Genomic DNA, 13747 nt, shown 5'->3' on the forward strand with positions numbered 1-13747 from the left:
CGCCGCTCTCGAAGACCGGGTGACGCCGCCGCTCTCGGAGACCGGGTGAGATCGATGTGCGGAGGGAGACGGCGGCCGCCCCCGGCCCACGTCCGTAACGTGCTGTCCAAGCTCGGCCTGCGCGACCGGATCCAGGCGGTCATCTGCGCTGCGAGTCCCGATCCGGCGCGCTTGGTCGAGCGCGGACAAGGGCGCGTCGGCCCGTCCGGGTCAACCGGCCAGGGTGATCATCGGAGGTCGTTCCGCGACCGAGACGTTCCTGGTCAGCACGTGGTGACCGCGTTCGTTCCTGCGGAACTGCGACAGCCGTACGGAAGGCTCGTGGAGCGGGATCATCTTGCCCTGCCGTTCGAGCCGGGACCAGGCGGCCAGCATGATCTGCCCCGCCATCCCGCCGAGCGCCTCGGTCGACTGGTGGGAGTGCTCACGGGAGCCGAGGTCGACCTGGGCCAGCGCGTCGAGCCCGGCCAGCTCGTACAGGTCGACCAGCAGACCGAGCTCGACGCCGTAGCCGGTGACGAAGGGGACGCGTTCGAGCGCCGAGCGCCGCCCTGCGTACTCTCCCGCCAGCGGCTGCACGAACCCCGCCAGCTCGGGCCAGTGCATGTTGATGAGCGGGCGGGCCACCAGCTCGGTCACCCTGCCGCCGCCGGTGGGCGCGCCGAGCAGGGGACGGTCGTAGCTGCCTTTGACATAGACCACGGACGGGTCGGACAGCAGCGGGCCGAGCAGTCCGGTCACCATGGAGGAGCGGAAGTCGCGCAGGTCGGCGTCGATGAAGGCCAGCAGGTCGCCCGAGGTGACCGCCAGCGACTTCCACAGCGCCTCGCCCTTGCCGTCGAGCGGTTTGAGATCGGGCAGGATCTCGTCCTGGGCGTGCACGGACGCGCCCGCCCTGGCGGCCACCACGGCGGTGTCGTCGCTCGATCGGGAGTCGATCACCACGACCTCGTCGACCAGGGCGCGCAGCTCCCGCCTGATCACCCCGACGATCTCGCCGACGGTCTCGCGCTCGTCGCGGGCGGGCAGGACGACGCTGATCGTCGTGTCGCCCTTGCGCTCCAGGAGCGCCTCGAGGGGCCAGTCGGCGGCTGAGGACGTGCGGCTCCGCAGCCACGCCTCTACCTCAGGCAGCACAAGCCCCTCCCCCGTCGATGTCACCTCAGCTTAGAGTCCGGCTCAGGCGTTCCTGACGAGGGGTCGTCCGACGGGAGGCCGCCCTGACCGGCGGCCGCCAGACGAGGGCGCCGCGTCGCCACCGCGAGGTCCGAAAACCGCCGATCCTTCCTGGGCCCTCCGGTGTTCTCTCAAGAGAGGGACACCACGAAGAAGGGTGCGGAGCATGAACGTCCACACGACGGTCGACAGCCCGATCGGCGAGCTGCTGCTGATCGGGGAGCGGTCCGAGGCGGCCAGGGGCGGGCTGGCCCTGGCGTCGGTGTCGTTCGCTGACCAGGGCGCGACCCAGGGCGCCGGCCAAAGCACCGGCCAGAGCGCCGGCCAGGGCGGCGCGCGGGCGGGGCGGCGCGATCCCGGCGCGTTCGCCGCGGTCGAGCGCCAGCTGCGCGAGTACTTCGCGGGCGAGCGGACCGGCTTCGAGCTGGGCTTCGTCCACCACGGCAGCGCCTTCCAGGAGACGGTGTGGGCCGCGCTGGACGGCCTGCCGTACGGCAGGACCACCACCTACGGCCGGCTCGCCGAGCAGGTCGGGGCGCCGCGCGACCGGATCCGCGCGGTGGGCGGGGCGATCGGCGCCAACCCGCTGCTGATCGTCAGGCCGTGTCACCGGGTGATCGGCGCCAACGGGTCGCTGACCGGCTACGCCGGCGGCCTGGAGCGCAAGCGGTACCTGCTGACCCACGAGGGCGCGCTGCAGCCGCTGTTCGTCTGACATCGAGAAAGGAGCAGATCATGCCGAAGCCGCACGAACGCGTGGACAGGGCCGACTGGGCCGCCCTGGCTCAGGAGATGGACGCGCACGGGTGCGCGCTGACCGGTCCGGTCCTCACCCCGGACGAGTGCCGCGAGATCGTCGGCCTGTACGACGAGGTCGCCCGGTTCCGCTCGACGATCGACATGGAGCGCTACCGGTTCGGCCGGGGCCAGTACCGCTACTTCGACCGGCCCTTCCCTGAGCCGGTGGAGGAGTTGCGGCAGGCGTTCTACCCCTGGCTGCTGCCCATCGCCAGGGACTGGGCCGCCAGGCTCGGCAGGCCCGCCCCCTGGCCGGACACGCTGGCGGAATGGCTGGAGATGTGCCACGCGGCGGGGCAGACCAAGTCCACCCCGATCCTGCTGCGCTACCGGGACGGCGACTGGAACGCGCTGCACCGCGACCTGTACGGCGATCTCGTCTTCCCCCTGCAGGTCGTGATCGGGCTGGACGCGCCTGGCGCCGACTACGAGGGCGGCGAGTTCCTGCTGGTCGAGCAGCGGCCACGGGCCCAGTCGCGGGGCACGGTGACGCTGCTGCCGCAGGGTCACGGGCTGGTCTTCACCACGAGGGACCGCCCTGTCCGCTCCTCCCGCGGCTGGTCGGCATCGCCGGTCCGGCACGGCGTCAGCACGGTACGGCGCGGCCGGCGGCACACGCTGGGCCTGGTCTTCCACGACGCGGCCTGACACTGGGGGCGCGACAGGTCATTAGACTGGTACCAGTACTGGTATCGACCTATTCATGGTACGGTCCTTCCATGAGCACCGACGCGAGCGGCGCCGACCGGCCACAGCCGCAGCAGGAAGGCGCGCCGTCCCGGCACGAGCGGCGGCGGCGCCAGACCAGGGAGCGGATCGCCACCACCGCGCTGGCCCTGTTCAGCGAGCGGGGCTACGACGCGGTGACCATCGCCGACGTCGCCGAGGCCGCGGACGTCGCGAAACAGACCGTTGTCAACCACTTCCCTGCCAAGGAGGACCTCCTCTTCGCCTGGCACCGCCCGGTCGAGGCCGACGTGATCGACATGGTCGACCAGCTCCCGCTGAGCGCCTCGCTGCCGGCGTTCCTCAAGGACGAGCTGCCGCGCCTGTTCGCCTACCTGCCGGAGCTGCCGCAGGCGCCGGACGGCGGAGATCCACGGACCGCGGTCGACGATCGGCTCGCCGGTGTCGTCACCATCATCCAGAACAGTCCGGCGCTACAGGACGCGTTGCGACTGCGTGGCACCCGATACCAGGAGGATCTGGCGGCGATCCTGTCCGACCGGGTGCCCGCGCATCTGGGAGCCGTCGCGGCACGGGCGATCGCCGCCTTCGTCCTGACCACCGTCTCCGCCATGGTCGAGGAGGCGGCACGGCTGCGGGGCGCGGGCCGGTCGCCTGAACAGATCGTCGCCACCCTGACCGACACGGTCGGCCGCGCGCTGGACATCCTGGACACCGGCATCGGGAACACCGGCGGATCGGCGACACCCCCTCAAGACACCTGACAGCTCAAGACACCTGACGGTTCCCGAAGCCGCGCGGGCCGAGGAGGGTCATGCGAACGGAATCGACATCGGTGCTGGTCGTCGGCGGCGGGCTGGTAGGCCTGTCGGCGACGGTGTTCCTGTCCTGGCGCGGGGTTCCCGCGATGGTCGTCGAGCGCCGTACCGCGGGTTCGCCGCATCCGCGCGCGGTCGGCTACACCCCCAGGACGCTGGAACTCCTTCGAGCGGTCGGGCTGGGCTCGCGCGTCCCGCAGGTGCCGGCCGGCTCACGGCTGCGCCGGGCCCGGGTCCACAGCCTGGCCGTGCCCGCCCTCCCGGCCAACGCGCTGACCGTGGCGCTGAGCCGGGTGTCGTGCGCCACCCAGCACACCCTGCACGCCACCCGTCACGCCACCGGGAACCGTACGACGTGACCGCCCGGACCCTGACGCGACCCGCCAGGCCGGGGGCCAGGGAAGGCTCAGCCGTGGGTGGCGTGCCGTTCGAGGAAGGTGTAGACGTCGGCCTCGTCCACGCCGGGGAACGAGCCGGGCGGCAGCGCGGCCAGCACGTGGGAGTTGGCGCGTGCCGACGGCCAGGCGTAGCCCTCCCAGCGCTGGGCCAGCTCGGCCGGAGGGCGGCGGCAGCAGTCGCCGTTCGGGCAGTTGGAGCGCGTCCTGTTGGTCGTCTCGCGCCCGCGGAACCACCGCGACTCCCGGTACGGCACGCCCAGCGTGATCGCGAAGTCGCGTTCACGGGACGGGTCGACGTGCGCCACGCAGAAGTAGGTGCCGGTCGGCGAGTCGGAGTACTGGTAGAAGACCGAGAACCGGTCGGGTGACAGGAAGACCTGCCGTCCGGACCACTGCAGGCACATGCGCTGCCCCTCGATGGCGCCCTGCTCGTCGGCGGGGAAGACGATGCCGTCGTTCTCGTAGGCCTTGTAGATGGTGCCGCCGGCGTCGTTGCGGACGAAGTGGCAGACCAGGTCGAGATGGTGGGTGGCCAGGTTGGTGAAGCGGTGGGCGGCCATCTCGTAGGAGACGGCGAAGACGTCGCGCAGGTCCTCCACCGACAGGGCACGGTCCTGCTTGGCCTCCTGGAGGAACGGGGTGGCGGTGCGCTCGGGCACGAGGACGGCGGCGGCGAAGTAGTTGGCCTCGGTGCGCTGCAGCAGGAAGTCGGCGAAGTCGCGCGGCTTGCCGTGGCCGAGCGCGAGGTGGCCGAGGGTCTGCAGCAGGATCGTGCGCGGGGTGTGCATGCCGAGCTGCTCGTGCTTGACGTAGATGCGGCGGTTGCGCAGGTCGGTGATGGACCTGACGGAGCGCGGCAGGTCCTGCACGGTGTTGACGGAGTAGCCGAAGTGGGTGACCAGCGCCTGGACCGTGCTCTGCGACAGCGCGCCAGTGCGGTAGCCGACGGCGGCCAGCGCCGCGGCCGCGGCCTTCTCGATCTCGGGGAAGTAGTTGCCCTGCTCGCGCTGCCTGCGGCGCAGTTCGGCGTTGGCCGCTCGCGCCTCCTCGGGGGTGGCGGTGCCGCGGGCCTGTCTGGCGCGCAGCTCGCCGTACAGGCCGAGGATGTGCTCGAGGACGTCGTTGGGCACCCGGGCGGAGACCTTCAGCCGTGGCAGGCCGAGCCCGGCGTAGAGCGGGTCGCGCTGGGCCTCCTCGAGCGCGATCTCCAGTTGGGCGCGGCGGTTGGGCGGCTGGCGGCGCAGCAGTTCCTCGACCGGCACGTTGAGCGCGGTGGCCAGTGACTTGAGCAGCGACAGCTTCGGCTCGCGCTTGCCGTTCTCCAGCAGGGACAGCTGGCTGGGTGCCCTGCTGACCCGCTCCCCCAGGTCGGACAGGGTCAGCCCGCGCTGTTTGCGCAGGTGACGCAGGCGCTGGCCGAAGGCGATGAGATCGAGCTCCTGCGTCAAAGAAAGCGGTTCTTCGCCGAGCAAGGGGGCCATGCGCGCATCATAAGGGGAAGAATCCTGGTTTTTCTACACCCAGCCACCGGAAGCCGGGCTGAAGTGGGCGATGGACCTCCGATCGCCGCCGGAACACGGGCCGGGTACCGAACGCCGAGGTGACAGCCGGTCCAGTGGTCTAGTCCATAGCGAAAAGTCGTGAATTCTTCTCTATCGAATACCCGTCAGTATGTCCCAGATGGGAAATTCATCGAATCTTCTGCACTTCGGACCCTACTGAGAGGGCTTGCCCGGGGCAGACACTCGGAACAAGCACCCAGGGGACGACAAAGGAGTGAAAAATGGACGATCGCCTCAAGGGAGCGGCTGACCAGCTGCGGCACGCATGGGAGAACGACCCCCGCTGGAAGGGCACCGAGCGCACCTACTCCGCCGAGGACGTCGTCCGGCTGCGCGGCAGCGTGCAGGAGGAGCACACGCTTGCCAGACTCGGCGCCGAGCGGCTGTGGGACCTGCTGCACACCGAGGACTACGTGCACGCGCTCGGCGCGCTGACCGGCAACCAGGCCGTGCAGCAGGTGAAGGCGGGCCTGAAGGCGATCTACCTGTCCGGCTGGCAGGTGGCGGCGGACGCGAACCTCGGTGGGCAGACCTACCCCGACCAGTCGCTGTACCCGGCCAACTCCGTGCCCGCCGTCGTGCGCCGCATCAACAACGCGCTGCTGCGCGCCGACCAGATCAGCTGGTCGGAGGGCTCGGACCAGACCCACTGGCTCGCCCCGATCGTCGCCGACGCCGAGGCCGGCTTCGGTGGCGTGCTGAACGCCTTCGAGCTGATGAAGGGCATGATCGCGGCCGGCGCCGCGGGCGTGCACTGGGAGGACCAGCTCGCCTCGGAGAAGAAGTGCGGCCACCTCGGCGGCAAGGTGCTGATCCCGACCGGCCAGCACATCAAGACGCTCAACGCCGCCCGACTGGCGGCCGACGTGTCGGGCGTCCCCTCACTGATCATCGCGCGGACCGACGCCCAGGCCGCGACGCTCCTGACCAGTGACGTGGATCCCCGCGACCAGCGCTTCACCACCGGTGACCGTACCGCCGAGGGCTTCTACCGGGTCCGCAACGGCGTCGAGGCCTGCATCGACCGCGGCCTGTCCTACGCCCCCTACGCCGACCTGCTGTGGATGGAGACCTCCACCCCGGACCTCGACGTGGCCCGCGAGTTCGCCGAGGCGATCAAGGCCAGGTACCCCGACCAGATGCTCGCCTACAACTGCTCGCCGTCCTTCAACTGGAAGCAGCACCTGGACGACTCCACGATCGCCAAGTTCCAGCGCGAGCTCGGGCACATGGGGTACAAGTTCCAGTTCATCACGCTGGCCGGCTTCCACTCGCTGAACCACTCCATGTTCAACCTGGCCCACGGCTACGCCGCCGACGGCATGACCGCCTACGTCGAGCTGCAGGAGGCCGAGTTCGCGGCCGAGGCGCGCGGCTACACCGCCACCAGGCACCAGCGCGAGGTGGGCACCGGCTACTTCGACCTGGTCAGCACGGCGATCGCGCCCGACTCCTCGACGACCGCGCTCAGGGGCTCCACCGAGGAGGAGCAGTTCCACTAAAGAGCCCGCCCGGACTCGCCGACACCTCCTAGGGCATGGGAGGGTTCCCCGGCGACCGCCCCGGTCCCGCGCGCCCGCGGGACCGGGGCGCTTTACGCTCCGCGCGATCCCTCACCTTCGCCCCCTTCCGGCCGATCTAGCCTCACGAGGGTGCTCAGGCTGCTGCGGGACCGCACCTACCTCACCTACTGGCTCGCCGTCGTGGTGTCCTTCCTCGGCGACGCCATCACCAAGGTCACCCTGATCTACGTCGCCGCCACGCTCACCGTCGCCCCCGTCGTGCTGATCGCGCTCGTCGTCGTCGCGCAGCTGCTCCCGTCGGGCATCCTCGGCGCCTTCGTCGGCCCGCTGGCCGACCGGCTGCCCAAGCGGGTCCTGCTCATCGGCTCCGACCTGGCCCGAGCGCTGATCGTGCTGGCCATGATCCCCGCCCTGCGCTCGGCCTGGCTCCTGCTGGCGCTGATCTTCCTGGAGGGCCTGGGCAAGGCGTTCTTCGAGACCGCCCGCATCGCCGCCATCCCGAAGATCGTCGGCGGGCACAGCATCCCCTCCGCGGTCGCCCTGTTCCAGAGCACCGCCCACACGATCAACCTGCTCGGCCCGGCGCTGGGCGGGCTGCTGATCGCGGCCGGCAGCGTCCCCCTCGTCCTGATGATCGACTCGGCCAGCTTCCTGCTCTCCGCGCTGCTGCTGGGCAGCATGGCGGTGCTGCGCGAGGTGCCGTCCGCGGCGCGCGAGCCATACTGGGCGGCGCTGCGCGCCGGCGTGCGCGGCGTCCTGGCGGTGCCCTCGCTGCGGTACCTGGCCGTCTTCCTGACGCCGGTCATGCTCGCCCTCGGCCTGTTCACCACCAACCTCAACGCCCAGCTGCTGACCGTCTTCCAGCTGCCCGCCCTCACGTTCGGGCTGGCGCAGGCGCTGTTCGGCGGCGGTTCGATCCTCGGCGCGCTGGCCGGTCCCGCGCTGCTGCGCCGTTTCCCCGACCGGCTGCTGCCCGCCTCGATCGTCGCCTTCGGCCTGTCCATGGTCGCGCTCGCCCCCGCCCAGTGGAGCGGCCACATCGCGGCGATCGGCGCGTGGTGCCTGCTGACCGGTTTCGGGTCGGTCCTGTTCCAGGTCCCCGTCGCCCACACCCTGCTGCGCGACCTGCCCGAGGACCTGCGCGGGCGCGGCGTCGCGCTGGCCAACGCGCTCATGGTCAACGTAACGATCGCGGGCGTGCTGGCCGGCAGCCTGGTCGCGGAGCTCGCGGGCGTCGCCGTGTCCATCATCGGATCGGGCGCGCTGCTGCTCTGCGCGGCCACCGCGCTCTCCCTCCGGTACGGCAGGCCCCGGCCCGCCCCCGCCGGGCGGCGCTGACCCCCGAACGCCCGGCGCAGGAGGCCGCCCCCGCGGTTCAGGCGCCCGGCGAGGAGTCCGTGGGGCCGGGCGACACCGGGTCGGTCGGGGTGACCGACGCCGACGCCGACGGGTCCGGTGTCTCGCCCGGTCCCTCCTGCGGGATCGTGGTGATGCTGGAGGAGGGCTGCGGGCAGTCACGCCCACGCCGCTTGCCCGCCGGGTTGACGCAGTCGCCCGGGTCCCCGTTGCCCGGCGGGTCGGGCGACCAGACGCTCTCGTGGTCGGGCCGGCTCCGCTCCTCCGGCGACGTGGACGGCGGTCGCAGCGTCGTGGGCCCCAGCGTCCTGGTCTGGGTGACGACCACGGTCGGGGTGATCGACGGCCCGGCGGGGATCGGCTCGGCCGGTGCCCTGGTCAGCGGATCCGGCCTGATCGTGGACTGCGCGGTGCCGTGGGGCACGACGAAGGGAACGGCCTCCGGCCGGCGGGTGCCGTCCAGCCGGATCCCGGCTCCCCCGCTGGCCGCGGCCACCGTCAGGGCCGCGATCGAGACGGTGGCCAGCGCGGCGAAGCTCGCGTGCGACAGCTGAGCGCCCGACCTGGCCCGCCGCCGGCGCGCGGCAGGGCCGGGCCGCCCCGGCGGTTCGGTCCCCGCCGGGTCCGGCGGCGCGTCGGCCAGGCGCACCCTGCCCCCACCCGGCGGATACGGCACCGGTGTCCAGATGTCCCCCAGCACCCGGCCGACGGCCTCGCGCAGGTCCCAGGGGTCGCCCACGCCGCCCGCGGCCAGTAAGGCGCGCAGCAGTTCGGCCGAGCTGGGCCGCGCGGCGGGATCCTTGGCCAGTGCCGCCTCCACCGCCGGCCGCAGCAGCGCGGGCACGCCGTCGACCCGCGGCTGTTCCAGCACGATCCGCCTGGTCAGCACGTCGGCCTCGCCGGCCCCGAACGGATGGTGGCCGGTGGCGGCGAAGGCGATCAGGCAGCCCCACGCGAACACGTCGGAGGCCGGGACGGCAGCACCGCCGGTCAGCCGCTCGGGCGCCACCCAGCCAGGACTGCCCATCACCAGCCCCGCCTGGGTGTGGGCGGCGGCGGTGTCGACGTCGCGGGCGATGCCGAAGTCGATGACGCGCGGCCCGTCCGGCGACAGCAGCACGTTGCCCGGCTTGAGGTCGCGGTGCACCAGCCCCGCGTCGTGGACGGCGACCAGCGCGGCGGCCACCCCGAGCGCGACGCCGTAGGCCAGGTCGGGCGTCAGCGGGCCGCGCCCCACCACCACCTGCGACAGCGCCGGCCCCGGGATGTACTCGCAGACCAGGTACGGCCGGTCGCGATCACTGCCGTCCTCGATCACGGCGGCCGTGCAGAACGGCACCACCCTGCGCGAGAACGTCACCTCCTCGGCGAACCTGGCGCGGAGCGTGGCGTCCCGCAGGTGCACGTCGTGCGGGGTCTTCAGCGCCACCAGCCCGCCCCGCGGGTGCTCGGCGAGGTAGACCACGCCCATCCCGCCGGCGCCCAGGCGGCCGAGCAGCAGGTACCTGCCGATGATCACCGGGTCGCCCACCGTCAGCGGTCGCACGCCTGGCGGCATGCCGCTCGTACCACGCGCCATCCGGCTCGCCTCTCCTGCTCTGGACCACGGCCACAGCACACTGTGACCGGATCGGGCGAGGCATTTCCCCGGGACTGCCACAAGGAGTATCGAAGGTAAGGCGAATCTTTCCGCTAGGTGAGAAAGAGCTGAGGTACCTGGGCTTTCAGGGACGAGGGGCCAGTGCCGGGGCTCATCCGTCGAGGGCGGCGCTCTCCTCCACCTCCACCTGGCGGTTCCACTCCTTCTTGACCGCGCGCCAGCCCTCGTCGTCGACGCCGAGCCGCCAGTAGCCGGAGATGGACAGTTGCTCGAGCGGGATCTGCCGCTCCACGCGCAGGAAGCGGCGCAACTCCTTGACGAAGCCCGCCTCGCCGTGCACGAACGCGTGCACCCTGCCCTCGGGGAAGTGCAGACCGCGCACCGCCTCCACCAGCTTGCGCCCGTACGGCGCGCCCTCCCGGTGCAGGTAGACCACGGGAGCGTCCAGCTTCTGCTCCTCCGCCGCCGACTCGACCTCGACGAGGACATGCGCCCTGGCCCCTTCGGGCAGCGCCTCCAGGGAGGCGGCGATCGCCGGGAGCGCACTCTCGTCACCGGCGAGCAGGTGCCAGTCCGCCTCGGGACTCGGCGCGTAGCCGCCGCCGGGACCCAGCAGGTGGATCACGTCGCCGGGCCTGGCGGCCGCGGCCCACGGACCGGCCAGTCCCTCGTCGCCGTGGACCACGAAGTCGAGGGTCAGTTCCCTCGCCGCCGGCTCCCAGGCGCGCACAGTGTAGGTGCGCAGCCGCGGCCAGTGCTCGCGCGGCAGGAGCTCCCTGCAGGTGGCGACGGTGAACGGCGTCGGATACGTCACGCCCTCCACCGGGAAGACGAGCTTGACGTAGTGGTCGGTCAACCCAGCGGTGGCGAAGTCACGCAAGCCGTCGCCGCCGACCACCACCCGCACCATGTGCGGCGTGAGCCGCTCGGTCCGCAGCACGACGCCACGATGCTCGGTCATGAGAACCCCCCAGCTGTAGTTAGGTCACCCTAACCTACAACTGGAACGTCAGGCCGCGAGAGAAGATTCCTCTCCTGAGGCGTGCACGGCGGCCAGGAAGCGGGCCATGTGCCGGTAGACCAGCCGCGCTTCGGGCAGCACGTCGGCCAGGATGGCGAAGACGTGCGGCATCCGCGGCCACTCCTCGTAGGTCACCGGCACGCCCGCCGCGCGGGCGCGCACCGCGACCCTGCGACCCTCGTCGCGCAGCACCTCGGTCGAGCCGGTGACGATCATCAGTGGCGGCAGGCCGGTGTAGTCGCCGAAGACCGGCGAGACCAGCGGGTCACGCGGGTCCAGACCCGACGTCCACCGCCTGGCCAGCCACTCGACGCGCCCGGCCGGCAGCATCGGGTCCGTCCAGCGGTTGGCCCTGCGGGGGGTGTCGCTCAGGTCGGTCCACGGCGACAGGCAGATGGCCGCCGCGGGCAGTGGCAGCCCGCGGTCGCGCAGCGCGAGCAGGGTGGCCAGCGTGAGGTGGCCGCCCGCCGAGTCGCCGGCGAGCAGGATGTCGGCGGGCTCGTGGCCGCGTTCGATCAGCTCGCCGTAGGCGTCGAGGGCGTCCTGCAGCGACTCGGCCAGCGAGTGGACCGGGCCCTGCCGGTAGTCGAGGGCGAAGACCGGACGGCGGGCCACCACCGACAGCCGCCAGGTGATGGGCCGGTGGGTGGCGGGCGAGCAGCTGAAGTAGCCGCCGCCGTGGAAGTAGAGGAGCACCTTGCGCTCGTCGAGGCCCTGCCCCGCGCGCACCCATTCGCCGCGGCGGTGCGCGACGATGCCCACGTGGCCGGGCGGCCGCACGGGCACGAGCCTGGCCAGCTCGCCGAGCCGGGAGCAGGCGGTGATGGCCAGGGAGTGACGCAGGAGCAGGCCGGCGGCGGGCTTCAGGGTGCCGCGCATGACCGTGTTGAGCGCTCGCGACTGCCAGCTGAACGGATAGTCGGGGATGACGTCCAGGTCGATCTCGTGCCGCACAGGTAAAGAATTCCCTCCAGAGGATCGTTCTATCGGCAAGTAAGCAACTCCTCTATTTCGGGTGAATCGCCGCCAGGCCGGACGCGGCCCTTCGCTCCGTACATCTCCCCCTGCCGCAGAGCCCACAGACCGAACCGGGGCACCGCGAACCGGCGGGCGGGCGGCCGCCGCCGATATCGCCTTGCCGACACCTGATCAACGAGCGGATAATTACCGCTCCGCACACCCGTGCCCCCTCGCGGACACGGGCTGTCGTCATGCCATCACACAGCGGAGGTGACACGCCATTTCCCTCTATCTCCGGCTCATCCGGTACGGCTTCCGCAAACACGCCACCTACGTGTGGGCCGCCGCCGCCGGAGCCTTCACCAACAGCGTCTTCGGCATCCTGCGCGCCTACGTCCTGATCGCGCTGTGGCAGGCCAAGCCCGGCCTGGCCGGCTACGACGTGCTCGACGCCGTCACCTTCTGCTTCGTCACCCAGGCCTTCATCGGCCCGATGCAGCTGTTCGGCGGCGGCCTGACCATTCCCGAACGCATCCGCACCGGCGACATCGCCCTCGACCTCGTCCGTCCCGCCTCCTTGCAGGCGTGGGCCCTGTCCGAGGACCTGGGCAGGGCGGCCTACCTGTTCCTCGTCCGCGGCCTCCCCCCAATGATCATCGGCGCGCTGGTGTTCGGCGTCGTCGTGCCGTCCGGCGCCGGGCGGTGGGCGGCCTTCGCCGCCAGCTTCGCCCTCGGCGTCCTGGTCAGCTTCGCCTGGCGCTACCTGATCGCGCTGTCGGTGTGCTGGCTGGCCGACGACCGCGGCGTGGTGACCGTGTCGATGGTCCTCACCACCTTCTTCAGCGGGATGATGCTGCCCCTGCCGATCTTTCCCGGCCTGCTCGGCGACGTGGCCGCGACGCTGCCGTGGGCCGCGATGGCGCAGCTGCCCGCCGACGTCTACCTCGGCAGGGCGGGCTTCGCCGACGCCGTGCCGTTCCAGGCGCTCTGGGCGGTCGCGCTGCTCGCCCTCGGCGCGCTCGGCACGCGGGCGATCAGGCACAAGGTGGTGATCCAGGGTGGTTAGGACCTACGTCATGCTGGCCTGGACGTGGACCCGCGCCGCCGCGGCCTACCCCGTCTCCTTCACGCTCATGGTCGGCTTCGGGCTCATGATGGCCGCCGTGGACCTCGCGGTGATCCTGGTGGTCTTCGCCAACACCACGGCGCTGGCCGGATTCACCCGCGCGGAGGTCCTCTTCCTGTACGGCGCGGCCAACATCGCCTTCTCCGTCGCCGACATGTGCGTCGGCAACCTCGACAAGATCAGCCAGCACATCAAGGCCGGCACGCTGGACACGATGCTTCTCAAGCCGGCCCCCGCCTGGCTGCAGGCCGCCGTCGACAGGTTCACCCCTTCCAGGTTCGGCCGCGTGCTGCAGTCGGTGATCGTCCTGGTCACGGCGCTGGCCGCGCTCGACATCCCGTGGCAGCGGGCGTGGATGGTCCCGGTGATGATCGCCACGGCGGGCGTCATCTTCGCCTCGCTGTGGACGCTGGCGGGGGCGGCGCAGTTCGTGCTGACCGACGCCCCCGAGGTGGTCAACGCCTTCACCTACGGCAGCGGCCAGCTCACCCAGTACCCCTTCAGCGTCTACGGCCGCGACCTGGTGCGCGGCGTCACCTACGTGCTGCCGCTCGCCTTCGTCAACTGGCAGCCGGGCCTGTACGTCCTGGGCAAGGACGACCCCTTCGGCACGCCGGAGGCACTGCGTTTCCTCGGGCCCGTCGCGGCCCTGCTTCTCGCCCTGCTGGCCGCCCTCGCCTGGCGCCAGGGCATCCGCCGCTACCGATCGACGGGGAGTTAGC

Annotated in this window: 13 protein-coding genes; 8 read left to right on the forward strand and 5 right to left on the reverse strand. The window is 71.7% G+C overall.

What is annotated here, in order from left to right:
* Positions 1–210: 210 nt before the first annotated feature.
* The gene (locus tag ABZX22_RS41385; RefSeq protein ID WP_354921482.1) at positions 211–1137 is read right to left on the reverse strand and encodes a glucosyl-3-phosphoglycerate synthase; all 927 of its coding nucleotides are present in this window, start codon (positions 1135–1137) and stop codon (positions 211–213) included.
* A 205-nt stretch (positions 1138–1342) separates the two neighbouring features.
* Here ABZX22_RS41385 and ABZX22_RS41390 point away from each other — a divergent pair, with 205 nt between their 5' ends.
* The 4 genes from ABZX22_RS41390 (at position 1343) to ABZX22_RS41405 (ending at position 3838) form a co-directional block, all read left to right on the forward strand.
* On the forward strand, positions 1343–1891 hold the full coding sequence (locus ABZX22_RS41390) for a methylated-DNA--[protein]-cysteine S-methyltransferase (RefSeq protein ID WP_354921485.1): 549 nt from the start codon (positions 1343–1345) through the stop codon (positions 1889–1891).
* A gap of 20 nt (positions 1892–1911) precedes the next feature.
* A complete protein-coding gene (locus tag ABZX22_RS41395; protein ID WP_354921487.1) occupies positions 1912–2622 on the forward strand; it encodes a 2OG-Fe(II) oxygenase in 711 nt (236 codons plus the stop codon).
* Between the two features lie 71 nt (positions 2623–2693).
* A complete protein-coding gene (locus ABZX22_RS41400; RefSeq protein ID WP_354921490.1) occupies positions 2694–3425 on the forward strand; it encodes a TetR/AcrR family transcriptional regulator in 732 nt (243 codons plus the stop codon).
* A 50-nt stretch (positions 3426–3475) separates the two neighbouring features.
* Entirely contained in the window at positions 3476–3838 is a 363-nt protein-coding gene (locus ABZX22_RS41405) for an FAD-dependent monooxygenase (RefSeq protein ID WP_354921493.1), read from the forward strand.
* A 47-nt stretch (positions 3839–3885) separates the two neighbouring features.
* Here ABZX22_RS41405 and ABZX22_RS41410 read toward each other — a convergent pair whose 3' ends face one another.
* Positions 3886–5325, reverse strand: coding sequence for a helix-turn-helix domain-containing protein (locus ABZX22_RS41410; protein WP_354921564.1), 1440 nt, complete (start codon positions 5323–5325; stop codon positions 3886–3888).
* 335 nt (positions 5326–5660) lie between these two features.
* On the opposite strand from ABZX22_RS41410, the gene aceA reads away from it, so the two are divergent.
* Together aceA and ABZX22_RS41420 are read left to right on the forward strand one after the other, a co-directional pair.
* Positions 5661–6941: an isocitrate lyase gene (gene aceA / locus ABZX22_RS41415; protein WP_354921496.1), complete on the forward strand. Its 1281-nt coding sequence runs from the start codon at positions 5661–5663 to the stop codon at positions 6939–6941.
* 150 nt (positions 6942–7091) lie between these two features.
* Positions 7092–8300: an MFS transporter gene (locus ABZX22_RS41420; protein ID WP_354921499.1), complete on the forward strand. Its 1209-nt coding sequence runs from the start codon at positions 7092–7094 to the stop codon at positions 8298–8300.
* A gap of 37 nt (positions 8301–8337) precedes the next feature.
* Here ABZX22_RS41420 and ABZX22_RS41425 read toward each other — a convergent pair whose 3' ends face one another.
* The 3 genes from ABZX22_RS41425 to ABZX22_RS41435 all read right to left on the reverse strand — a co-directional run bounded on the left by ABZX22_RS41425 (position 8338) and on the right by ABZX22_RS41435 (position 11893).
* Positions 8338–9897 carry a protein kinase gene (locus ABZX22_RS41425; protein WP_354921502.1) on the reverse strand — a complete coding sequence of 520 codons (1560 nt, stop codon included), beginning with the start codon at positions 9895–9897 and terminating at the stop codon, positions 8338–8340.
* Positions 9898–10069: 172 nt separating this feature from the next.
* Positions 10070–10879: a siderophore-interacting protein gene (locus tag ABZX22_RS41430; protein WP_354921505.1), complete on the reverse strand. Its 810-nt coding sequence runs from the start codon at positions 10877–10879 to the stop codon at positions 10070–10072.
* Positions 10880–10927: 48 nt separating this feature from the next.
* On the reverse strand, positions 10928–11893 hold the full coding sequence (locus ABZX22_RS41435; protein WP_354921508.1) for an alpha/beta hydrolase fold domain-containing protein: 966 nt from the start codon (positions 11891–11893) through the stop codon (positions 10928–10930).
* A 340-nt stretch (positions 11894–12233) separates the two neighbouring features.
* Between ABZX22_RS41435 and ABZX22_RS41440 the strand changes: the two genes are divergently transcribed.
* Positions 12234–12965: an ABC-2 family transporter protein gene (locus tag ABZX22_RS41440; RefSeq protein WP_354921511.1), complete on the forward strand. Its 732-nt coding sequence runs from the start codon at positions 12234–12236 to the stop codon at positions 12963–12965.
* Positions 12958–13746, forward strand: a complete 789-nt coding sequence (locus tag ABZX22_RS41445; RefSeq protein WP_354921514.1) for an ABC-2 family transporter protein — start codon at positions 12958–12960, stop codon at positions 13744–13746. The genes ABZX22_RS41440 and ABZX22_RS41445 overlap by 8 nt, the downstream gene beginning before the upstream one ends.
* Position 13747: the final 1 nt, after the last annotated feature.

The organism is Nonomuraea sp. NPDC003804 (assembly GCF_040610675.1).
Classification (GTDB): domain Bacteria; phylum Actinomycetota; class Actinomycetes; order Streptosporangiales; family Streptosporangiaceae; genus Nonomuraea.